Below are 24,066 nucleotides of genomic sequence, written 5' to 3' on the forward strand. Positions count from 1 at the left end.
GTTTTCACGCCCTTTTTTTGCTAGGTCTAACAGTCACCATTCGGTCATTTCCAGAAAGGTCTTGGATCACACGTACAACTTTTTTAGGAAATGCTTGCTGAAATAGCTCTTTGACTGCCTCTCCTTGTTGAAAACCGATTTCTAAATAAATTTTCCCTTCAGGTGTCAAAAGTGCTGGTGCTTCTTTCGCTAATCGTTGATAGATAGCTAGTCCATCGTTTTCTGCAAAAAGAGCACTCTTTGGTTCAAACGTTCGAACACTAGTATCCATCAATGCCCACTCTTTATTACTAATGTAAGGCGGGTTAGAAATCAAAATATCGATTTTTTTCTCAATAAGGGGTTCTAAAAGATCACCTTGATAAAATTGAATCTCTGTTTTTAATTGCTCTGCATTTTTCTTAGCAACCACTAACGCCTCTGGAGAAATATCCACCGCCGCTACTTGCCAGTTTGGACGCTGTGCTTTCAAACTAATAGCGATCGCCCCTGTTCCTGTTCCAATATCTGCAACGTTAAGTATACTATCCGAGTTTTCAGCCAAGCAAAGATCGACTAATTCTTCTGTTTCCGGTCTGGGTATCAAAGTATGTTCGTTCACTTGAAAGCGCTGCTCATAAAAATCACTATAGCCTAAAATATATTGCGCAGGATAATGCTCTGCAAGTTGCTGCACATCCTTTTCTAGCTGATACTGTTCTTCTGATGTTATTTCGTCTTTCAGATGAATCAGCCAGTCTGTCTTGCTCCAGCCTTTTCGTTCTAAAAAAACATACAGAATACTATAGCCTTCTACTCCTTGCTTTTCTAAAAAAGAAGAAGCCCGTTCAAGGACTTCAAAATAACGGTTACCCATTTTGCATCTCTTCTAATTTTGATGTTTGATCGTATAAAACTAAGGCATCTACGATTTCATCTAATTTCCCAGCTAAAATCTGATCCAGCTTTTGAACTGTTAGACCGATGCGGTGATCTGTCACACGGTTTTGTGGGAAGTTGTACGTACGAATTCGCTCAGAACGATCTCCCGTACCAACAGCTGATTTACGATTTGCATCGTATTCGTTTTGTGCTTCTTGCTGGATTTGGTCATATACTCTAGCACGTAAAATTTTCATCGCTTTTTCACGGTTTTTGATTTGCGAACGTTCATCTTGCATCGCAACTGCAATCCCAGTTGGAATATGAGTCAAACGAACAGCGGATGCGGTTTTATTGACGTGCTGACCACCTGCACCGCTGGCATGGTAGATATCCGTACGAATATCTTTATCGGCAATGTCTAATTCTACTTCTTCCGCTTCTGGTAACACCACGACTGTTGCCGTTGATGTATGAATACGACCTTGTGATTCCGTTGACGGTACACGTTGAACACGGTGTGCACCACTTTCATATTTAAGTTTAGAGAAAACATTATCTCCTGAAATCATCATGATGACTTCTTTGTATCCGCCGATTCCTGTGATACTAGCTTCCATGACATCGATTTTCCAGCCTTGGGATTCTGCATATTTTTGATACATGCCAAATAGGTCACCTGCAAATAGTGCTGCTTCGTCGCCTCCAGCGGCACCACGGATTTCCATGATAATATTCTTATCATCATTTGGATCTGTTGGTAATAATAAAATTTTGATTCGTTCTTCCAGCTCTTCTTTTTCTTTTTTTAAATCAGAAAGCTCTTCTTTTGCCATTTCGGCCATCTCAGCATCTAGTTTTTCGCCTAATAATTCTTCTGTGTCACTGATCCCTTCGACCACTTGTTTATAGCGGCGATATACTTCAACTGTTTCTCGAGTATTCGCTTCTTCCTTGGATAATTGCATAAAACGTTTCGTATCACTAATAACTTCCGGGTCACTTAATAACTCGCCCAGCTCTTCATAGCGATCTTCGATTGATTGTAACTGATCGTACATAGTTGGTTGCTCCTCTTTTTAGTTGATTACGTATCATTTATTTTTTACTTGTTCACCGTCGATTGGCGGATGAAAGTAGTGATTACGGCATACTGGATAATAGGCTTCATTGCCGCCGATTTGGACTTGAGTTCCTTCATAAACAGGCTGACCATCGATATAATGTAAATTCATCGTAGCTTTCTTATGGCAAAACCAGCAAATTGTTTTTAGTTCTTCTAATTTATCAGCATAAAGCATCAAATATTTTGAACCTTCAAAAAGTTCATTACGAAAATCATTCTTCAAACCAAATGCCATGACAGGAATATTTAGTTCATCGACTACACGGGCAAATTCAATGACATGGTTTTTGCCTAAAAATTGTGATTCATCCACTAAAATACAATACGGTTTATACTCTAGTTCTTGAATCAATTCATAGACATTGGTTTCTTTGAAAATTGGAATTGCTTCTCTTCTGAGACCGATACGACTTGAAACAACACCTACGCCATCTCTAGTATCAAGTCCGCTTGTCATAATCACAACTGGTTTGTCTTGTTCTTCGTAATTGTGTGCTACTTTTAATATTTCAATGGTTTTCCCACTATTCATCGCGCCATATTTAAAAAATAATTGTGCCATTTATCCGTCGTCACCTTTCGTTTTGCTCCTCTCGTATTTTACTATATTTTCGGAGTTTTTTACAGTGGTAAATTTAAGGCTTATGTATCAAGGGTTTTCACTTACCTAAAAATTTCTATACCTGCAGTCATACCTGCTCCTTTTTTTAAGAGAATAAAAAAAGGATAATTATCCCACTTTAATTAGTGGAACAATTATCTCATCTGCTTTGTTGGCTATTTCGATTATATAATTTGGACTTGTATGAGTATAATTATCTGTCATACTTTTATCTTTTTTGACATGACCTACATATTTACTTAGTTTATTTTTAGTCGTTTCATATTCTGTTAATAGCGTTATAAAAGTGTGTCGAAAGGCATGAGCGGTAAATTTTTCTCTGCCCATCGATTCACACAAAACTTCCAATTTGTAATTGATTGTACTATTGATATATCTTCTTTCTTGTGCGATATTGTAAAAAACAACACCTGAATACTCACTACCTACACGATTAAATTTTTCTTCTGTTTTTTTCTGTGCCACTTTCCATTCTTTTAATAATTCTAGTAAATAATCTGAAGAAATCGGAAGAACTCTAGTAGAATCTGCAGTTTTAGGAGTTGATACATTTACTTTTCTTTTTAATTCCACTTGTATTTTATTAATTGTTAATGTCTTTTTGTTAAAATCGATATCTGACCAATTTAATGCTAACGCTTCTCCAATACGAATACCTGTCATTGCTAATAAACTAAATAATGCTTTGTATTGTACTACTCGACTATCGCTACCCTTCTTTAATTTACTTTGTTCCTCAAATCCTTTAAAAAATTCTTTTAATTCTGTTGCTGTCAAATACTTTTCCTCCTCTTTTTTCTTAGCTTTCAATTTTGATTTTTGTACTACAACAATATTTACTGGATTTAACCTAAAGATTTATATCAAAATTACTTTTATGAGCCACCAGATGTGTTCTAAGCATCTTTGAACTTGAATATACACTTCATAAACTCGGCTCTGGACGGCTCTCAGAGACTTTCATAATGTGAGTACAAAAAAGAGAGTACAATCAATATAATTGTCTCTCTAAGCCTACAGCCTATGATTTTATATGTTATCAAATTGTATAAAAAGGTATTATTTTAATACCTTTTTTCAAAAGCAGGTGGAAAAGTAGAGATTATGTCTATAAGGTCATTTTCTGTGATAATAACATAATGTTCTACATCACCACAAAAACCAGCACTTTCTTTTTCTATCCATTCAATATATTTTGATTGCTCTACCTTATAGATAGGATTACCAACAAAATTCTCTCTATATTTTTGGATGCCTGCTACTTCATTATATGTTCTAATTCGTCTTCCCTCATCTGTAATTCGTAAAGAATCAACAAAACCGAAAATAACATCAATATTATTTTCTTTTCCTACAAGCTTTATTATTGTTCCTTCTGAGTTTTGGACTATTTCAGATACTTCATAAGTATCAATCGGTATATTACTGTCATCGTATTCATACCATCGTTCTAACATATTTGTTTCTTCCTTTCTATTTTCCGTACCTAACTTTTATTAATGGTTTTCCTGGAGCCTTTATTTCTAAGGTTGAGCCTCCAGTACCACTACCAGGTCTTACCGAAATTCTAGTACCATCTTCTAAAACACCATGAAGTCCATCTCCATACTGAGTCTTAATTTCTTTCACATTTTTAGGATTTAATGAATTGAAATCATCAACAGCATCATCCATGTTACCATCTTTTTCAAAATTTTTTGCTTTCCCAATAGGTCTAGTGGTATCTTTAGCACCTTCAAGAATATCATCCACAGTTTTGTCACTACTTTTAGAATTGCTTATTTGTGGTGCATTGTTTATTATATCCAAAATAGATTGTCCGACTTTAATAGTTCCTGCGCCTTTTCTTATTATATCAATACCTTTACCTACTTTGCCAATGTTTCCTAATATCCCTCCCAAAGCAGGTGAAAAGGGCATTTCATTTCTCATTATTTTTACATTTTCGACTTTGTATTGGTCTTTACCTAGATAATCTTTACATTTTTCTAGTTGATTATAGAGATTAGGATGAGCATTTGGTGATACAATTTTGCCATTTTTCATTAAATACCATGTTTTTTTGGTTCCCAGTGCACTGCAAATAATGGTATAACCATTTAAACTTGCAATTGTCTGTTTCATTTCTCGATTCTTCGCTTCTTGTTTCATTTTTTCTCTTTGTTGCCAGCGTGCATTAATGGGGCTTGCCCATGTCATATTTAATCGACCAATGTCAAAAGTTCCAGAAGCTGAATTCCAAGCTTTACAATCCTTAACCTGTGCTAATCCATTATTAAATTCTTGCTGACAAGCTTCATATTCCGCAAAAATACTGGCTGAACGAGCATTATACGCATGGAATTTCTCAAGCTGCTCCCTTTTTTTAGAAATAACATCACAGGCATTCATATATCGGCGTTCTAAATTCGGTCGCATTGTTTTAGCTGTGTGCATTTGTCTTTCTAACTCTCGTTTTAACTGCTCAAATCGCTCTATCTGGCTTTGAATTTGGTCTTCGTCTGTATCAATGCTACTAACCATTCCTTGATACTCGCTTAACAATCGTTTATGTGCATTTTCAAGAGCTTCCCCAGTTAAAATAGCAGATCGACAAAGTGGTGTATACACAGTACCAAAGTAACTTTTTGCTGAATCATAAGCTTTACCAGAAAGTGGTGCAGATAAAAATTGTGAAATACTGCTTTGCAATGAGGAAATTGCTTGATTCGCTTGATTATTCATACGAGAAGCTTCATTTCCTTGTTGCTGTATCTCTCCTACATAAAATTTTAACCCCATCCTACTGCTCCTTTTCTTTCACTTGCTCTTTTCTTTGTTGAATGTACAATTCTTCTTTATCAATCAGTTGTCTTCTAGTATTTTTCAGCTCATCTTCTTGTTCTTCCAATTGCCGTTGTGCTTTTTTGGCTAAAGAGAAACTATCTTCTCTTCTGCTTTTAAAATACTGACGTTCTTCTGGAGGACTTGTTTCTACTATTTCTGAGTAAAGACGTTGTTCCTCTTGTTGTAGAGAGAAAAATTCTTCTTGTTGTTGTTCAACAGAACGAATTTCTTGCCTTATTGAATCTTGTTCATCTTGAACTTGACGGATTTTTGTTTGATAGTCTATCTCCATTATTTAAACCAACTTCCTAAAGAATTAGATTGAAATTGTTGAGAAGCTTGTTGGTCTATAGTAGCAAAGTCTTTTGCGACTGAATGAATCGCATTACCTGCCGAAACAATGCTTGTAGATAGTTGTTTTAATCCTTTTCCGTAATTAATTGTGGACGTTTTTGCTACTTCGTTTCCAGCAACATTTGTTCTTGATGCCACACTCGTAGAGGCATTGATACTATTTAATGCACTAGCAGATTTGCTAAATGAAGCGGATACACTGCCTGCAACAGTTGTACTACTTTTAATGCCCATTATCTTACTCCTCCTTAGATATATAAATGCAACTTATTATCTTGTTCAATATCTAATTGTAACAAATTTTCTATTTTTATGTTCTCTTTTTTTATCAATTTCCGCAAATTATTGTTTCTTACTTAGAATAGCTATCTATTATCCAATTAGACATTATATAACTCGTGGCTAGTTTTAAATAGGGTGGTATACATTTATGCAATTTCAATTTGAAACCTCATAGAACGAAAATGTGACCTTATTTTTTCATTTCCGTTTCCTCTCCATCTGAAACATCTGTTTTCAACACTTCTTTATTCATTTTTTTCTCAGAAATTTTATCTGCTAACTTTTGTAAATCAGAATTTATACGTTCTAATTCTTTTAGAGCCTTTTCATGCTTATTAATAATAGCTTGCTCAGATTTGTTTAAAACATAATCTTGTACCTCTAATTTAATACTTGTTGCCTCTTTTAAATACTTATTGGACATACCTGCTAAATAATTGAGATTATTGCTATTTAAAATGAATACATTTTTGCCTTCTGCATTCTTAATAATTTTAATTCCTTCTACAGCCTTCCCACCTTTTTTTATCTGAGTTTGTAACCTAACAACAATTCCCTCTCGTCTTTCACCATCAAATACTAATTCTTTAGCAAGTTCTTTATCTTCAAATAAATAATCCCAAAACTCGCTTACCGTAATTCCTTCGCTTTTTTCCTCTAAAACAGTATATAATTTTTTTAGTACTTTGCTTGTTGTAGACATCTCAGCCACACACCTTTCTTTATTTATATGTGATGATAACTCTATCTACATATGTAGTCAAACCTTTCTTTTGAAAAAACCATACCTGCTCTTGCAAAACTTCGTGCATCTTTCATACTCTCAACTGGATATCTCATTTTTTAAAACATTACTTTATCAGTGGTATTGCTCTGTTCTACTCTCATCGTTTATCAGCAAAGCAAAATTACTATATTTTCGGAGTTTTTTACAGTGGTAAATTTAAACGTTATGAATCAAGGTATTTTACTTATTGAAAATTTTCTTTACCTGTTACTTTTTCGGTTATCAAGCATTGTAACCTTTTAGATTTTTATGCCATTTTTAATTGTTAAAATTGATCATTTTATCCCTATTAGTTATTTAATCGTAAACATGTTATTGCTTTGAAATTTTAATAGTCTATGAAAAAGAGATAGCACGCTTTTCAACGTGCTATCTCTACTATTTTTTGACTACTATCGCCTTGTAAAGGAATTAATTAGCCAATATCAATTTCTTCGTTGTCTATTAACTACATCTTTTTTATTCTTTCTGAGTTCTTTTATTAAACAATAAAACAATTCCTATAAATGCTATCAATATCATCCCAATAATATTGAACAGTAAACGATTAGATTCTCCTAATGCTGGCAGTTCAACTTTACTAGTATTGCTTTTTTTATTTTCTTGACTGCCTTCATTGGAAGGTTCTTCTGGTTTTGAATTAGGTACTGGTGTTACAACATTCTCTTTATCTTTTGTATAGATATATATTACTGTTTGCTCTTGATTCGTAAATTTACCTGTTGGATCTCCTTGTACTTCTTTAAACGTATAACCAGCGATTTCTTGTTTCTCTGTTGTATAGTCTTCTCCTATAATGCCAGACTTCAAAATATCATCAGAAATTTGATTTCCTTCTGTATCAACATATTTTACAGTGATATATCCACTAACTTCAGGCAATATAGTTACAGTTACCTCAATCGGCTTAGCTTTAGCATCAGAGTCAATCGTTGAAGATAACTCAGTATCGAGCTGCACTTTATATTCTCCCGGCTTACTAAAATCAACTACTTCTAAAAAATTACTCGTTATTACTACATCTGATTCAGCTGGTAGTTTCGCTGCATAATCTGCAGAAATATCTGAAAGAAAGGTTTCCTCAGAGATATTTGCATTAACAGTATATGAAATTTCCGGATCTGCTTGAATCACAAAATCTCCATAAACCTGCACATTGAAATTGACCATGTAAAAGTAATATTGTATTTTCCACTCATTATCTGCAAAATACAATTCATCAATTAGATTATTAGCTGGGATTACCATCGTCCCATCATCAACCTCTGTAAAAAATAATCCTTTTTCTGAATCATAAGAAATATCTGATGAAGGAGATTCAATACTCAACTCCTCACTTGCAGTCCCCTCTCGACTGATAAATGGATTGGGAATAGCATATTTATATGCTGGACTAGGAACAATAATATCCAAATTCATAAAGTTGACATTTGGAGGAAATCCTCTGTCTAATAGCTCATTAAAGTGAGTCAAATCAACACTTGATTTTTCTGACGTTCCATTTGGAATTAAGGTATGCTCATTCCCTCCGTCACCATCATAAGTTAGCGTTTCAAGCTGCGTCAAAGGCAGCAGATACTGAATATCTTTTTCTGGATGGCCAATTCCTGTGAAAATAACTAATTCATTAAGATTAGTTAAATATTGAAATCCTTCCCACCCACTTGCAGATGCTCTTAAAGTCGTGATTGTGTCTAGTTGCTCCTGTGTCACTTCATCTGTTGGAAGTATACCTAGATTCTCACTGATATCCGCCACCGCTTCTGGATTGTTGGGAATCAGCTGTTCCAAAGTCCCTAAAGAATCTGCTAAGCCTTGGATCGAACTTGATTCTTTACTATCATCAGCTTGTTCTATTTCGCTTTTATTATCAGCCAGAATTTCACTTGATTCTAATAAATGATCTTCTATATCGTTTTCCTGACCGATAGTTTCCACAGTTGTCTGATTCTCAATTCCTTCTGATTCTGTAATCATCTGATCAGACATATGTCCTCTTTTATCTGTAGTCACTTCTTCTATATTTTCACTATAGCGTGTCGCAGTTTTTAGTTGACTTGATTTATCTAATTCCACAGCATGGGTAATCGCTGGCACCAACTGTGTGGTGCATAGTAGAACTGTTCCCAGTATTACTATACATCTTCTTTTTTTCACTATTCATCACCTTTGGTTTTAATTATTTTTGCTCCGAAGCAAAGGTTGCAGCTTCTGTTCCGGCTTGGCGACCAAAAATAATGATGTCTGCAACTGCATTACCGCCAATGCGGTTTGCTCCATGTAATCCGCCAGTCACTTCACCAGCAGCATAAAGTCCTTTGATTGCTGTTCCGTCTTCTTTAAGAACTTCTGTTTTTGTATTGATTTTCACGCCACCCATTGTGTGGTGGATACCTGGTGCGATTTTGATTGCATAATATGGACCAGTTGATAAATCATTGTCCATCCCAGTTTCACGTCCAAATTGTGCATCCGCTTTTGCTTGAACATCTTTATTCCATTGTTCAACAGTTTCTTTTAATGCAGCTTCTGGCATATCGATTTTTTTCGCAAGTTCTTCGATCGTATTCCCTTCAACAACAAATCCTTGCTCATCATAAAAATCGATCGCTGTTGCACGTTCACGCACACCTTGATCAAAGACTAAGTAAGCTGATTTTTCTGGTAATGCTGTGATCGCAGCAGAAACTTTATCACGTGTATCCATTTCATTGACAAAACGAGTCCCCTCTTGAGAAGCTAAAATCGCTCCTTCACCACGAACAACTTCACCGATCAAGAATGATTTATCTTGCTGAACGGTTGGGTGAATTTGAATTTCTTTCATATCCACTGTAGCGCCGCCTAATTTTTCGATCATTTTGATTCCGTCACCCGTTGTACCTTCTTGGTTTGTCGTTACGTAATCTTTTAATTTTGGATCATATTCTTCAAGCATTTCTTTATTCGCACCAAAACCACCAGTCGTTACAATCACTGCGTCAGCTTTGATTTCTTTCGTTTTACCATCTTCTAATTTTACTTTAACGCCGTTGACTTGATCGTCTTTTTCTGTTAGTTCTGTCACATCTGCATTAACAAATAGTGGAATGCTTTCTTCTTTTACATTTCGAACTAGTCCATCCACTAAATAACCACCGATTGCTGAACCATCAGCTGGACGATGCGTACGTTTTTCACTCATACCTCCTGTAATCGTTAAATTGCTCAGTTCAATTCCTTTTGTGTCTAACCAATCGATTGCATCTGCAGAATGGTCCACGAAAAAGCGAAGTAATTCTTGATCGTTTGTTCCTTTTCCGCCTTTTAAGGTTTCTTCAAAGAATTTATCATTGCTATCTGTGATGCCTTCTTCTTTTTGGAATTTCGTTTCTGATGCATTCATTCCTGAAGAAGATTTGATTGTGTTCCCACCAGCAACAGGCATTTTTTCTAAAATTACAGGATTCATTCCTGCTTCTTTTGCTTGTAATGCAGCGGTCATCCCAGCTCCACCGGCACCGACGATAACAATATCATAATTATCTTTCAATTCACTTATGTCAGTGTAGCCGTTCGCAGATGCACCTGACGTTACTTCTTCTGAACTGTCTTTAGATTCTTTGCTCTTAGCAGCTTTTTCTTGATCACTCGTGCAGCCAACTGCTAATCCAGCAAACAAGCTCAATGATACTAAGCTCATGATTACTTTTTTCATTAATTTCCCACCTCATCTAATTTGGACATCACAGTGTTTTCGTTGGTGAATAAAATCACAATCTTTGATAAAAAAATAAAGGCGATTAACACTGTTGCTACGTACAGCTACAATATAAAAAGATTATTTCAATTTTTTTCACAAACTAAATTCACTATCATTTGTCTTTTCATAAAATAGCATGTTCTGTTTCATTTGTCTTGATTTCTATATTTTTTTAATCAATTTCTTATCTTTTTTAAGAATTTTTCTTTATTTGCCCAGCTTTCATTTTCTGCTATACTTGATTTAATGATATTCAGGAGGTCCACTATGAATCGAAATCGGCTTTTGTGGCTGGCACAACGAAAAGGGAAACGCTTTTCCAATAATTTTTCATCTATTCAAATCATTGTTTCTTATTATATTATTATGACCGTCATTTCCTACTTACTGTTCTGCCTCCCTTTTTTTAGGGAAAAAGGTTCTCATGTTCATTTCATCGATATGTTGTTTATGGCAATCAGTACAGTCAGTGTAACAGGATTATCTACTTTTGATATAAACTCGGTTTTTAATGATCGCGGTGTAGTATTGCTTGAGATTTTATTTCAAGTTGGTGGTTTGGGCATTATGATGATTTCTACTGCGTTCATTATTTTATCCAAACGCAAGATTTCATTGAAGCAGCGTCAGTTGATTATGACCGATATGAATCAGCCAAAATTAAGTGGGATCGTTCGTTTGATTCGGATCACATTTACAATTATTTTGTGGTTCCAAGTGATTTTCGGTACATTTTTTTCAATTTATTTCTATTATGCTGGTTATTATAAAACCTGGCCAAAGGCGATTTTTTTCGGGTTTTATCAATCGATCTCTGCTGTAACAAACTCGGGGTTCGATGTAACCGGAGATTCGATTATTCCTTTTGCTAATGATTACCTGTTTCTGATTGTGATCATGTTCTTGATTTTTGTCGGTGGGATTGGCTTTCCAGTTTTGATGGAGGTGCGTGAGTGGCTGTTTTTCAAAAAGAAAAAACGCGGCTTGCCTTTTCGATTCTCTCTTTTTAGTAAAATTGCATTGTTGGCATTTGTGATTCTATTTGTCGGCGGAACTCTTTTGATTTACTTACTTGAAAAAGATCACTTATTTGTTGAAATGGGTGAGATTCAGCGTTGGATCACATCAATGTTTTATTCAATGACTACTCGAAATGCCGGCTTGCAGATCAATGATCTAGGCGATTTTCAGATCACCACACTGATCGTCTTCTCTTTGCTGATGTTTATCGGCTGTAGCCCTAGTTCAGTCGGAGGCGGAATTCGGACAACGACAGTTGCCATCATTGGTTTATACCTCTATGCTTTCTTAAAAAGTGAAGATAACATCAATGTTTTTGGACGTAGGATTGATGAAGATGACGTAAAAAAATCAATTGTTGTGTTTATGCTTTCATTGATCATGTGCTTTTTTGCAGTTTTATTTTTGACTGCGACTGAAGATCATCCACTGATAGCGATCATTGTAGAAGTTGCCTCAGCGTTTGGAACAACGGGTTTATCTTTAGGAATCACTTCTGACTTAACGACTGTTGGGAAATTGATGATTGCTTTGTTGATGTTTATTGGACGAATCGGCATGCTCTATACATTGATGCTGTTTGTACCAAAAGAAACACGAGACATCGGCTACGAATACCCATCTGAAAAAATTATTATTGGATAAGACAAAAGGAGTATGGGACAGCAGTGTTTAATCACGAACACCCGGTAGGGATTGTTCTGCATTAGTTCGTGCCTCACTGTGTTTCAACCCCAGCACCAAGTAGGTACTGTTCTACATCAGCTCGTACCTCACTGTGTTTCACAGCAATTTCAGCTTATTTCAGAAGAACTTGCTTCTGTTTCCATCGTTTATTCGGATTTTTAAGTGTCTGGGATGTAACTCATAGAGTTATGTCCCAGACTTTTTTTATAGTTCATTTAAATTAGTACATTAACGATCAGATACACTAAAAATAAACCAGAGATCAAGTACATTGGGAAGGACAGTTCTTTTTTCTTCCCAGCGATCCATTTCGTTAAGGGATACGCAACGAAGCCAAACGCCATGCCGTCAGAAATATTCATCGTAAACGGAATCAAAACGATCATCAGCATTGCTGGAAAATAGTCACTAAAATCCTCAAAATCAAGTGTCTTTATTTGTTGGATCATCAAAAAGCCTGTAATAATGATCGCTGGTGCCAGTGCAGAATCTGGTATGTACGAAAGAAGCGGTAAAGCTAATAAAGCTAAAAAGAAACAAATACCGCTTGTAATCGATGTCCAGCCAGTTTTTCCGCCTTCTTCAATACCTGTAGCACTTTCTGCAGCTGCAATTGTTGGACTCGTACCAAAAAGACTAGACAGCAATGTAACTACTCCTGTGACGCGATAAGCTCGTAAATACTTATCTTCGTCAGCTTCAGGCATCAATCCCTTTAAAATCCCCATTGACTCAAAAATCAAGATCATCGACAAAGCAAAAACACCTAACAAAAAGCTTTTTGTGAAAAAAGAATGAAAATCAAGCTGCATAAAAATCTGAGAAATATTTTTCAAGCTGCTTAAAGAAAAGTGTTCTGTTGGATTCACTAAGCCTAAGAGATTAGCAATTAAAGTCACCACGACGATTCCAATAAAGAAACTGCCCTGAACTCCTTTTAGAAAAAGAATGACTGTCAGCACCAACGAGAATAATGTTAAAAGAGTCAAGCTGTTATTCAACGGTGCCAGCTGAGTAAACGTATGCTCGCCACGTAAAATCAGCTGCCCTTTTTCCAATCCGATCAACACCAGAAAAAAGCCAATTCCGACAGTTATACCTGTTTTCAACGTTCCAGGAACAACTTCTGCAAATAATTTACTTAATCGGGTAAATGCGACGATCAAGTAAATGACTCCTGAACAAAAGCTGACTGCCAAGGCTTCTTGCCAAGTTAAACCTAAAGACAGCACCAGGGTATAAGTGAAAAATGAATTGACGCCCATACCAGTCGTCAATACGATTGGTGCATCTGCGATCAATCCCATCAGGATCGAACCAATGATCGAAATAAAAATCGTGCCGAAAATCGTTAATTCTTTCGGCATTCCTGCTTGAGACAGGATCACCGTATTCACCATAATAATATATGAAATAGCAAAAAATGAAGTTGTCCCTGCGACTATTTCCCGCTTAAATCCTTCTCTAGTCAACTTTTTCAAATGAAACATATGCTTCCTCCTCGTGTTCAATCGATTACTTTTTTATTGATTGAGCGTAAATTTGGTATTTTTTACTTAAATGCTGATTCTAAGGATACCATAATGGAAACGTTTTTTTCTAATTCTGATAATTTTTTTAGAATCAATCACAAAAAAACAAAAGCAAAACGATCGATTAGCCGTTTGCTTTTGTTTTAAGCTAAAAAAATGAGTTTATTTTTTGATCTGACTTACTAATTTCACGTAGTTTTCAGAGCGATCCTCAGCATCTTCTTTGGTTTTCGTTAATAAATGCTCAACCACTTCTTGGTTGTCTTTGATCGTATGCAATGCAGAGAAACGAGTTTGTTTTTCAAGGAAATCGCGCATTTTAGTAAAGTCAGCCTTTTTGTAATCAATGACCATTGGATCTTTGCCCTTTTCAACCAGCTGTGGATTGTAACGGTACAATTGCCAATAGCCAGATTCTACCGCTTCTTTAGCTAATGAAAGTGTTTCAATCATACCGCCTTTTACACCATGATTGATACAAGGTGTGTAACCGATAATCAATGATGGTCCAGGATAGCGTTCAGCTTCGTCGATAGCTTTGATCGTTTGCATCGAGTTCGCTCCAAGAGCGATCTGTGCCACATAAACATTGCCGTAAGTCATTGCCATCATGCCTAGATCTTTCTTAGAGGTTTGTTTACCACCGGCAGAGAATTTTGCGATCGCAGCTGCTGGTGTTGCTTTAGACGTTTGACCTCCTGTATTGGCATAGACTTCGTTATCCATAACAAATATATTTACATCGGCACCGCTTGCTAATACATGATCGATTCCGCTAAACCCAATATCATACGCCCAACCGTCACCACCAACGATCCACTGACTTGTTTTTACAAATAAATCACTTTGTTGGTAAATTTGTTCTAGTAAAGGATTGTTTTGGTATTCTTCACTTAAAACTGCCGCCAGTTTTGTCGCACGCTGCTGGGTTCCATCTCCTTCTAAATAGTGCTCATGCCAATCTTGAAGTAAGGCTTGAAGATCTTCTGATCCCAATTTTTTATCTATCGCTTCTTGAACTTGATCAGCTAAATATTGACGCTTCGTATTGTTCGCGACGTACATGCCATAACCATATTCTGCGTTATCTTCAAAGAGCGAGTTACTCCATGCAGGTCCTTGCCCACATTCATTTGTTGTATAAGGCGTCACTGGCGATGAACCACCCCAAATGGACGAACAGCCTGTTGCATTAGCCATCATCATTCGATCGCCGAATAATTGGGTCAAAAGTTTGATATATGGTGTTTCACCACAGCCTTCACAAGCTCCTGAAAATTCCATCAACGGCTGATTGAATTGTGAGCCTTTAACAGATAGTTTCCTGACTGGGTTTTCTTTTTGCTGCAAGGTCATTGCAAATGCCCAATTGATTGCTTGTTCTTTTTGCTCTTCATATGGTTTCATCAAAATTGCTTTTTCCTTCACTGGACAAGCTTGAACACAAAGTCCGCAACCTGTACAATCCTCCAATGAAACTTGAATACGATACATCAAGCCATCTGCTCCACGCATTTCTCTTGCTACAAAGCCTTCCGGTGCTGTTTCCATTTCAGCTTCGTCTGCTAAGAATGGGCGAATAGCCGCATGAGGACACACAAAGGCACATTCATTACACATGGTACATTTATCCATTTGCCATTCTGGAACTTCCAAGGCAATGCCGCGTTTTTCGTAGGCTGCTGTGCCCATTGGCATTTCACCTGTTTTCATACCATTATCGATCAAATCACCGACGGTTAAATCATTTCCTTCTTGTCGATTGATCGGTTGTAAAATATTCGTGATATATTTTGGCAGCGTAGGATCTACTGCTTCTGGTTTGATTTCGATCATTGCCCATTCTGCTGGAACTTCTACTTTCTGCAATGAATCAAAGGTACCATCGATTGCCTTGTAGTTTTTTTCAACGATTTCCATTGATTTTTTTCCATACGCTTTTTGCACTTCTGCTTTTAACAATGGTAAGTATTGATCCCGAGACATCAGGTCTGTTACTTCAAAGAAAGCAGTGGACATAACTGTATTGATTCGACGCCCTAAGCCTACTTCACGTGCTAGCTCGACTGCGTTGATAATATAAAATTGAATGTTATGTTCCCCAATATATTTTTTTAGCTTAGCCGGTAATAAACGGTAGACCTTTTCTTTATCCCAAATCGTATTGAGCAAGAAAATTCCGCCGTCTTTTAATCCTTTGAGCAAATCATAGTTATGGATATATGATGCATTGTGACAAGCAATGAAATCGGCCTGTTCTACTAAATAGGTTGAAGTGATCGGCTCTTCTCCAAAACGTAAATGAGAGACCGTCAGCCCGCCTGATTTTTTAGAATCATAGCTAAAATATGCTTGCGCATATAAATCTGTATTATCACCGATAATTTTGATTGCTTGTTTATTTGCGCCTACGGTTCCATCTGAACCAAAGCCCCAGAATTTTGCTTGGAAAGTCGAAGGAGCTGTTAAATCTAAAACCTCTCCTTGTGGTAATGAACGATACGTTACATCATCAACGATTCCGATAGTAAAACGTTGTTTCAAATCGGCAAACGGTAATAGTAAATGATCATAGACTGCTTTGATCTGATTTGGTGTCACATCTTTTGAGCCTAATCCATAACGTCCCCCAATCACGATAGGACGATTTTCATGCTGATAAAGCGCACTTTGAACGTCTAAAAGTAGAGGTTCTCCATCTGCTCCAGCTTCTTTTGTGCGATCTAAAACCGCAACTTTTTGAACCGTCTTTGGCAATTTCTCTAATAGGTTATCTGTAGGGAATGGACGATATAAATGAATATTGATAAAACCAACTTTTCTCCCTTGTTCGTTCAGATAGTCTACTGTTTGCTCGATCACTGGTGACGCAGAGCCCATAGAAATTATTACTTCTGTCGCATCTTTTGCCCCGTAATAATCAGTTAAATCGTAGGATGTTCCTCTTATTTCATTGATTTGTTTCATGTATTTTTGAACGATTGCAGGCATCGCTTCATAATTTGCATTGACCGTTTCTCTTTGTTGGAAATGAATATCTGGATTTTGAGCAGTTCCTGAAACGGTCGGATGATTTGGATTCATCCCTCTACGGCGAAAACGATCAACAGCTTCTTGATTCAGCATACCTTTTAAATCGTCATAATCGAGTACTTCGATTTTTTGTAACTCATGACTCGTTCTGAAGCCATCAAAGAAGTTTACAAATGGTATACTGCCCTCAATACTTGCTAAATGAGCCACTGCGGATAAATCCATCACTTCCTGCACACTAGATTCTGCTAGCATACAAAAACCGGTTTGACGAGTAGCCATCACATCACCGTGATCACCAAAGATACTTAACGCACTTGTTGTGATCGCTCTAGCAGCTACGTGAAAAACTGAAGGTAACAGCTCTCCTGCGATTTTGTACATATTAGGAATCATTAGCAATAATCCTTGCGAAGCCGTGTAAGTCGTCGTTAAAGCACCTGTTTTCAATGAGCCATGAACCACGCCGGCTGCTCCAGCTTCGGATTGCATTTCAATGACTTGAACTTTTTGACCGTAAATATTTTTAAGACCATTTTCAGCCCATTCATCGACTAATTCTGCCATTGTAGAGCTTGGCGTGATTGGATAGATCGCTGCTACTTCCGTAAATGCATAGGAAATATACGCTGCTGCTGTATTCCCATCCATTGTTTTTGTTGTTTTCATTTCTTTTCACCTTTTATCTTTCATCAGACTTTTGTTGTTACGGGCGTTTTCTTTTTTTCTTGGACATACTTGTCCATTTGAACTGCTGCAACTTTTCCAGCACCCATGGCCAAAATCACTGTTGCCGCACCTGTAACGATATCTCCGCCGGCAAAAACGCCGGGAATCGAAGTTTCTCCCGTTTTTGGATCCGCCTCAATATACCCCCATTTAGTCAATTCAAGTTCTGGGAAAGTGGATAACAACACTTTATTGGATCCTTGACCGATTGCTTCGATCACTGTGTCAGCTTCGATAATAAATTCACTATTTTCAATAGGAACAGGTCTGCGTCTTCCAGACGCATCCGGCTCACCTAATGCCATTTGTATACATTTTACTCCTGTTAACTCACCATTTTCGTCACCCAGATATTCAACCGGATTCGTCAGCCAGTGATAATGAATTTCTTCTTCAACAGAATGATGATACTCTTCAATTCGTGCCGGTAATTCTTCTAATGATCTGCGATAGACGATACTTACTTTTTCGGCACCTAGTCGTTTTGCTGATCGTGCTGCATCCATCGCCACATTTCCACCGCCAATCACGACAACATGTTTTGATCGTTTGATCGGTGTATCATATTTAGGAAATTCGTAGCTATGCATCAAATTGATTCGTGTTAAATATTCGCTAGATGAGTACACACCATTTAAGGAGGTTCCTGGAATCCCCATAAAATTCGGTGCTCCTGCTCCAACAGATATATAGCAAGCATCAAATTCTGCTCGAATCTCATCCATTGTGATCGTTTTTCCAACAACCATGTTCGTTTCGATCTTGACACCTAATGCTTCGATACTTTGTATTTCTTTTTTGACAATTCTCTTTGGTAAACGAAATTCTGGAATACCATAGGTCAAGACTCCGCCCGCTTCATGAAGTGCTTCGTATACGGTGACATCATAATTTAATTTTGCTAAATCACCTGCAACAGTCAATCCCGACGGACCAGAACCTATCACAGCGATTTTACCGCTGCTCGGTTGATCACTAACTACATGCTTTGAAAAATCTTTATTTTCTAATGCCCAGTCGGCAACTAAACGTTCTAGTTTACCAATAGCAACTGGCTCAAAATTTTTAGCTTTCCCCAATTTACACACTTCTTCGCATTGCTTTTCTTGTGGACAAACTCGTCCGCAGATTGCGGGAAGGTTGCTATACTTTCCTAAGATATCCGCAGCTTCTTGCATGTTTCCTTCTTTGATCGATAGGATGAATCCGGGGATATCAATCATGACTGGACAGCTGGCAATGCACGGAGCATTTTTACATTGCAGGCAGCGGGTTGCTTCTGCCTGCCCTTCTTCAATCGTATAACCTAAACAAACTTCCTCAAAATTCGTTTTTCTAATTGCCGGACTTTGTTCGGCAATAGGTGTTTTTGTTCTACTTTTTCTAGCCATTAGCTTGTCACCTGCGCTTTTTCATAGTCCGCTAAACACACTGCTTCTTCTGTTTTGTATTGTTTCATTCGATTGATAAATTCATCCCAGTCTACTTCTGTACCTTTGAACTCTGGACCATCAACACAGGCAAACTTAATACTGTCAGCCACCGTTACACGGCAACCGCCGCACATGCCGGTTCCATCAATCATGATCGGATTTAATGAAACATAGATTGGAAGGGTGTATTTAGATGCTGTTAATGTACAAAACTTCATCATTATGCTCGGACCGATTGCCCAACTACAATGAACAGGTTCTCTTTTGATCACTTGCTCCATGGCTTCTGTCACTAAGCCTTTCATTCCTAGAGAACCATCATCTGTTGTAATGATCAATTCATCTGAATACTGGCGGCATTCTTCTTGCAAAATCACTAATTCAGCTGTTTTAGCACCAAGTATCGTGATCACTCGATTTCCCGCTTTTTTCAAGCCTTTTACGATTGGATAAATCGCTGCAATCCCAACTCCACCGCCAACAATCATAACCGTTCCATAATTTTTGATTTCTGTTGGCATACCTAAAGGTCCAGTCAAATCCAGCAAAGCAGCTCCGGCCTCTAATTTGGACAATTCTGCTGTTGTTTTGCCGATCACTTGAAAAATCAAGCGAATCTGACCTTTTTTTGGATCTGCATCTGCGATCGTCAATGGAATTCTTTCCCCGACTTCGTTGATACGTAAAATCACAAATTGTCCTGGTTGGGCTTTTGCTGCGATGCGTGGTGCATCGATCCAAAAATCAAATTCATTGTTCGAAAGTTTTTCGCTTTTGGTTATCTTATACATATGCTTTACCATTAAGGAATCGTTTCATTCATTTTTCCTTCTTTCATAGGGTTTGCATCGCTTATAAACCTGCTGTTAGCTCAGTTACAAACTTTTTCAAGGCTTCTACATCTTCGTCTTCAGCGTTGTTCTCGATTTCTACTGTTTCTGCTACTTTTTTAGCCCCAGCTTTTTCCAATGCTTCAACAAAATCATGCGCTGATTTACAGAACAAATCACCATATTCACGATCTCCTGAACCAACGACACCAAAGATTTTTCCAGCCATATCTTTATCTTCCAGTTCATCATAAAAATCTTCAAATTCAAATGGCAGCTCACCGTCACCATAAGTATACGTGGCAATAATACACGCATCTGCATCATCAAAGAAATCAACGTCTACTTCTGAACATTCTTCTCTCTCTACGTCAAAACCAGCTTCTTGAACTGTGCTCTCCAAAATTTCTGAAATCTCCTCAGTGTTTCCTGTCATACTTGCGTAAACGATTTTAACTAGTGCCATATTTGCTCATCCTCTCGTCTTTTTTTAAAATATTTAAAGTATAAAAGTCGAACGTAACCCCTTTCATTCCTCTCATACTTAATATCGATGATATGTACAGATTTGTTGCATTCAAGAACAAATTACTTTTTTCACATACTAATAAAACGCTTTCTTTTCTAAAAACAGAAAGTAGCTAAAACTTCACTTATACTATACCACAAACCGCCCCTGTTAAACAATATTTTTTAGGTTATAAAAATATTTTTTAGCAAAAGAAACTCATTCTGTAAAATGTTCCGAGGAACAGCTCCCTCAAAATAATCCTTTTTGCCGTCCTACCAGGAACACAGCCTCTAAAACTGCTCCGCCTAAGGCTCTGGCTTTGTCAGAAATCGTCCGATAATCAACTTCCTCTGCTGACCTAGGATCAACATCTGCACATTTTAATCCTTTCGTACATTCTACCTGATCAGAAATTAATCCTCGCAACACACCATCCAGAGGTGAATAGACCGGTTGATCAGCGACATAAAACAGGAGTTCACCTTTTTGAACGACTGCACCAATGTCTTTTACATGTCTGACTTGTCCAGACGCGGGGGAATGAATCACTCGTTCAGCGCTTTTTCCGCCGATTTCACCTGGAATTCCAGTATTAGCTAGTGCAGAGCCGTCAGAGTAAAGCCTCCCTAAATGATGACCTCTCATCGTTTCGATCACCACATCGACATCTTCTGGCGCTGAAAAACCGGGTCCTAATGCGATGGTGATTGGCGCCATCGTTTTCTGTGTTCCAATATTTCTTTTAGCTAAAATAGCATCTACAAGAACTAGCGGCTGTAAAAGAGGCAGACAAGTCGCGTGTTCATCAATTAAAACAGGGAGCCATTTTTTAGACCAACAGTCAGCGCATTCTTCTATCGAATTGACTAAAACAGCGTTTAAATCTTCAACTTGCTGTTCTTTTTGAAAAACAGCATTACATAATGCAACTGTTCGTCTAATGGCTAATGGTTTGGCCGTTTCTAACACAATGACCTTAAAACCAGCATGATGCAGCTTTTGTATTACACCTGTTGCTAGATCCCCTCCACCACGAACAGCAACAATCGTTTCTGAAAGTATTTGACTTATTTCTCCCATAAAATGACCCCTTCTTTTGATTGAACATTACAGGCAATTACCTTGGATAATCGTTTCAGCAGCATATAAGGCAGCAACGACAAGATTTTTTCCGCCTGTTTTAATTGCTCCGCTGATTCTACTTGATTGATACACAAGATTCGTTGCCCCTGACTTTTCGCCCAAAGCCCTTTTGGACTTGAGATTACTTCCGCTAACGTCTCTTCTTGAATGATTTCTCCTTGCTCTACACCAGTTGCTCTTATAAATAGAGGCAGTCGATGCACGGTAGTTTGATCGATCGTTTTTCCTAAAACAGAAATAGGAATCATTCCAATCGTAACAGTCGTTTCAGGTGTTACAACAGGTTCAAAGGTTTCCCAGCCTTTCAAAGGTAATTGTTTGGACCCATCTGCTTCTAAAAAGATTTTATCGAATCGTGAAAATGACTGCTGGACGCTGGCTGGCGGTGCACTTAATTTGTGTCCATCTGCTGTAATAATTCCGGCTAACGTGATTCCTTGGTCGTCTTTTCCTAATCTAGAAAAATCGTCACTGTAAAAATAATCAAATAAACGATGCGTAGGATAACCAATTTTTGTTGTTGTACTGACTAAAACTTTTTCTTGACGATAGCAGTCTGCCAAATACCACATCATACTTGTTTTACCGCCGCTTCCGATCAGTGAAACAATTTGCCTACCTTGGAATGCAAAACAATCGATCAGTTTTTCCATGGTCTATAGCTCCTTCCTTCACCTTGATTTTCAATGATAAATATTCCTTCAATCGGCAAACCAGCCTGCAGCAAATGACGCCGACCTTCAATAAAGTCCTTTTCCTCTAGTCTTAAACATATTCCGCAAAAATCACCTAAGCTTGTTGGTAATGCCATCACTGCCACAGGAATCGTCTGTTCAACTAATACTTTTTCACTGTGAACAGCATAATGAGTATTTTGAAAAGTCAAAAGATACTCCATCTTAACACCTCATTTTTAAAAATTAATGACCTTTTTTGCCTGAGCCATTGTTTCAGCAATGCCATACATGTTTGTGATTTCTCCGATCGCCAATGTTTCTTTGATATGATAAAAATCTAAACAAGCCCCACACGTGCTGATTTGTGTCCCTTTTTCTTGCAGTAATTTTAGGTCTTTTAGAGCAGCAGAATTTTCATTTGTTAAAAAAGCTCCACTGTTGAAAAATAATAGATGTTCTGGTGGTGTATCTAGTTCAGTCAATGCATAAATATAGCTTTTCATCAACAGTTCTCCAAGATCCGAGTCACCATCTCCCATCGTTTTTCTACCAATAGCAACAACCCAGTCACGATCTGTCTGCTCGCTTCTTGTTTGCTCCATGTTTTTTGGAACTACGATTTCAACGACTCGTTCTTCCGCTTGGACCTGTTTACTTGTAGTGATCAAGCCTAATCCGACAGCCATTTTTTCAATATTTTTAACAGCAACCTCATTGTCTACTACTATCTCGATCGTTCCGCCGTCTTTCTGAAGTTCACGAATGGCTTTTTTTGCTTCAATAACTGGAATCGGACATGGTTTTCCTAAAGTGTTGATTCTTATCATTTGCTACCCTTCCTTCTTATAAAATGATCAATGGCTGATCCATCGTTCTCTCACAAACGGTGCCAATGATCGCCGCAACTGGATCTTCTTTTTGAATTGCTTTTAAACAGGCCTCTGCCTGATCAGGAGCTACACTAAGCAATAAGCCGCCAGAAGTTTGTGGATCGAATAATAGTTCTTGGTATGCTGGTGAGACAGAGGTTAGATCAATTTTCCCAGCCATGAATTGCCGGTTGCGCTCGCCTGCTGCTGTCGCTAAAAACTCTTCTGCGTAGTGATAAGCTTCAGGTAAAACTGGTAATTGCTCTGTATCGATCACTAAGGTAACCTTTGTATCCGCCATTTCAGCCGCATGAACCAGCAGCCCAAAGCCTGTGACATCTGTACAAGCATGAACAGAAAATTTGCGCATTTTTTCTGCAGCATATTTGTTTAAACGTTCCATTGATTGGATAGCAGCTTTTTCTGCCTCTTTTGATGCAACTTGACCTCTAACTGCTGCTTGAATCAATCCAACGCCAAGTGCCTTAGTCAAAATCAAAATATCTCCTGGTTGCGCCGTGTTATTATGAATGATTTTTTGTGGATCTATTTTACCTGTCACCGCTAAACCGTACTTTGGTTCATGATCATAAATAGAATGCCCGCCAGCTAACGATGCCTGTGCTTCTTTTAGCTTTTCTGCTCCACCGTAAAGGATTTCGGAAAGATACTTTTTATCAAGCGTTTCTGGAAAACAAACAAGATTTAAGGCAAAAAGCACTTCTCCGCCCATTGCATAAATGTCACTTAGCGCATTAGCGGCGGCAATCCGACCAAACGTTTTAGGGTCTTCAACCATTGGTGAAAAAAAATCAACAGTGGAAATCAGCGCTGTCTCTTCCGATAAGTGATAAACTGCGGCATCATCAGAGGAATCAAAACCTACTAATAAACGCTCATCTGTAAATACTGGTAATTCATTTAAAAGACCTGCTAATTCATTCGGTCCTATTTTTGCTCCACAGCCTCCTGAGGTACATTGTGATAAAAAATCCATTTTTA

The 24,066-nt window shown here is 37.6% G+C and carries 22 protein-coding genes; 1 reads left to right on the forward strand and 21 read right to left on the reverse strand.

Annotated features, from left to right (window positions below; all coding sequences use genetic code 11):
• Positions 1-4: 4 nt before the first annotated feature.
• The 11 genes from prmC to BCR25_RS13245 form a co-directional block, all read right to left on the reverse strand.
• A complete protein-coding gene (gene prmC / locus BCR25_RS13195; protein WP_069664049.1) occupies positions 5-856 on the reverse strand; it encodes a peptide chain release factor N(5)-glutamine methyltransferase in 852 nt (283 codons plus the stop codon).
• Positions 849-1,922 (reverse strand): peptide chain release factor 1, encoded by a 1,074-nt coding sequence (gene prfA, locus BCR25_RS13200; protein WP_069664050.1) that lies wholly within the window; start codon positions 1,920-1,922, stop codon positions 849-851. The genes prmC and prfA overlap by 8 nt, the downstream gene beginning before the upstream one ends.
• Positions 1,923-1,955: 33 nt before the next feature.
• Entirely contained in the window at positions 1,956-2,549 is a 594-nt protein-coding gene (locus BCR25_RS13205; RefSeq protein ID WP_069664051.1) for a thymidine kinase, read from the reverse strand.
• Positions 2,550-2,717: 168 nt separating this feature from the next.
• Positions 2,718-3,386 (reverse strand): site-specific integrase, encoded by a 669-nt coding sequence (locus BCR25_RS13210; protein ID WP_069664052.1) that lies wholly within the window; start codon positions 3,384-3,386, stop codon positions 2,718-2,720.
• Positions 3,387-3,673: 287 nt separating this feature from the next.
• Positions 3,674-4,066 carry a hypothetical protein gene (locus BCR25_RS13215; RefSeq protein WP_069664053.1) on the reverse strand — a complete coding sequence of 131 codons (393 nt, stop codon included), beginning with the start codon at positions 4,064-4,066 and terminating at the stop codon, positions 3,674-3,676.
• Between the two features lie 16 nt (positions 4,067-4,082).
• Positions 4,083-5,390, reverse strand: coding sequence for a T7SS effector LXG polymorphic toxin (locus BCR25_RS19945; protein ID WP_083242686.1), 1,308 nt, complete (start codon positions 5,388-5,390; stop codon positions 4,083-4,085).
• A gap of 1 nt (position 5,391) precedes the next feature.
• Complete coding sequence (locus BCR25_RS13225) at positions 5,392-5,727, reverse strand: DUF3958 family protein (RefSeq protein ID WP_069664054.1); 336 nt, start codon at positions 5,725-5,727, stop codon at positions 5,392-5,394.
• Complete coding sequence (locus BCR25_RS13230) at positions 5,727-6,023, reverse strand: TIGR04197 family type VII secretion effector (protein WP_069664055.1); 297 nt, start codon at positions 6,021-6,023, stop codon at positions 5,727-5,729. Before BCR25_RS13230 ends, BCR25_RS13225 begins: the two co-directional genes overlap by 1 nt.
• A gap of 238 nt (positions 6,024-6,261) precedes the next feature.
• On the reverse strand, positions 6,262-6,774 hold the full coding sequence (locus BCR25_RS13235) for a hypothetical protein (RefSeq protein ID WP_069664056.1): 513 nt from the start codon (positions 6,772-6,774) through the stop codon (positions 6,262-6,264).
• A 543-nt stretch (positions 6,775-7,317) separates the two neighbouring features.
• On the reverse strand, positions 7,318-9,015 hold the full coding sequence (locus tag BCR25_RS20730) for a MucBP domain-containing protein (RefSeq protein WP_245792153.1): 1,698 nt from the start codon (positions 9,013-9,015) through the stop codon (positions 7,318-7,320).
• A gap of 22 nt (positions 9,016-9,037) precedes the next feature.
• Positions 9,038-10,555, reverse strand: a complete 1,518-nt coding sequence (locus tag BCR25_RS13245; RefSeq protein ID WP_069664058.1) for a flavocytochrome c — start codon at positions 10,553-10,555, stop codon at positions 9,038-9,040.
• Between the two features lie 312 nt (positions 10,556-10,867).
• On the opposite strand from BCR25_RS13245, the gene BCR25_RS13250 reads away from it, so the two are divergent.
• Complete coding sequence (locus BCR25_RS13250; RefSeq protein WP_069664059.1) at positions 10,868-12,265, forward strand: TrkH family potassium uptake protein; 1,398 nt, start codon at positions 10,868-10,870, stop codon at positions 12,263-12,265.
• Between the two features lie 257 nt (positions 12,266-12,522).
• On the opposite strand, the gene BCR25_RS13255 is transcribed toward BCR25_RS13250, so the two are convergent.
• The 10 genes from BCR25_RS13255 to selD all read right to left on the reverse strand — a co-directional run bounded on the left by BCR25_RS13255 (position 12,523) and on the right by selD (position 24,061).
• Entirely contained in the window at positions 12,523-13,797 is a 1,275-nt protein-coding gene (locus tag BCR25_RS13255) for an NCS2 family permease (protein ID WP_069664060.1), read from the reverse strand.
• Positions 13,798-14,001: 204 nt separating this feature from the next.
• The gene (gene nifJ / locus BCR25_RS13265) at positions 14,002-17,541 is read right to left on the reverse strand and encodes a pyruvate:ferredoxin (flavodoxin) oxidoreductase (protein WP_069664062.1); all 3,540 of its coding nucleotides are present in this window, start codon (positions 17,539-17,541) and stop codon (positions 14,002-14,004) included.
• Positions 17,542-17,564: 23 nt separating this feature from the next.
• Positions 17,565-18,992: an NADPH-dependent glutamate synthase gene (gene gltA, locus BCR25_RS13270; RefSeq protein WP_069664063.1), complete on the reverse strand. Its 1,428-nt coding sequence runs from the start codon at positions 18,990-18,992 to the stop codon at positions 17,565-17,567.
• A complete protein-coding gene (locus BCR25_RS13275; protein ID WP_139124594.1) occupies positions 18,992-19,825 on the reverse strand; it encodes a sulfide/dihydroorotate dehydrogenase-like FAD/NAD-binding protein in 834 nt (277 codons plus the stop codon). Before BCR25_RS13275 ends, gltA begins: the two co-directional genes overlap by 1 nt.
• A gap of 61 nt (positions 19,826-19,886) precedes the next feature.
• On the reverse strand, positions 19,887-20,330 hold the full coding sequence (locus tag BCR25_RS13280; RefSeq protein WP_069664065.1) for a flavodoxin: 444 nt from the start codon (positions 20,328-20,330) through the stop codon (positions 19,887-19,889).
• Between the two features lie 294 nt (positions 20,331-20,624).
• On the reverse strand, positions 20,625-21,455 hold the full coding sequence (gene yqeB, locus BCR25_RS13285) for a selenium-dependent molybdenum cofactor biosynthesis protein YqeB (protein ID WP_069664066.1): 831 nt from the start codon (positions 21,453-21,455) through the stop codon (positions 20,625-20,627).
• A complete protein-coding gene (gene yqeC / locus BCR25_RS13290; protein ID WP_069664067.1) occupies positions 21,443-22,171 on the reverse strand; it encodes a selenium cofactor biosynthesis protein YqeC in 729 nt (242 codons plus the stop codon). Before yqeC ends, yqeB begins: the two co-directional genes overlap by 13 nt.
• The gene (locus tag BCR25_RS13295) at positions 22,159-22,416 is read right to left on the reverse strand and encodes a putative Se/S carrier protein (RefSeq protein WP_069664068.1); all 258 of its coding nucleotides are present in this window, start codon (positions 22,414-22,416) and stop codon (positions 22,159-22,161) included. The genes yqeC and BCR25_RS13295 overlap by 13 nt, the downstream gene beginning before the upstream one ends.
• Positions 22,417-22,431: 15 nt before the next feature.
• Entirely contained in the window at positions 22,432-23,022 is a 591-nt protein-coding gene (gene yedF / locus BCR25_RS13300) for a sulfurtransferase-like selenium metabolism protein YedF (RefSeq protein ID WP_069664069.1), read from the reverse strand.
• 16 nt (positions 23,023-23,038) lie between these two features.
• A complete protein-coding gene (gene selD, locus BCR25_RS13305) occupies positions 23,039-24,061 on the reverse strand; it encodes a selenide, water dikinase SelD (RefSeq protein ID WP_069664070.1) in 1,023 nt (340 codons plus the stop codon).
• Between the last annotated feature and the right edge of the window lie 5 nt (positions 24,062-24,066).

The organism is Enterococcus termitis, assembly GCF_001730305.1.
Taxonomy (GTDB): domain Bacteria; phylum Bacillota; class Bacilli; order Lactobacillales; family Enterococcaceae; genus Enterococcus_L; species Enterococcus_L termitis.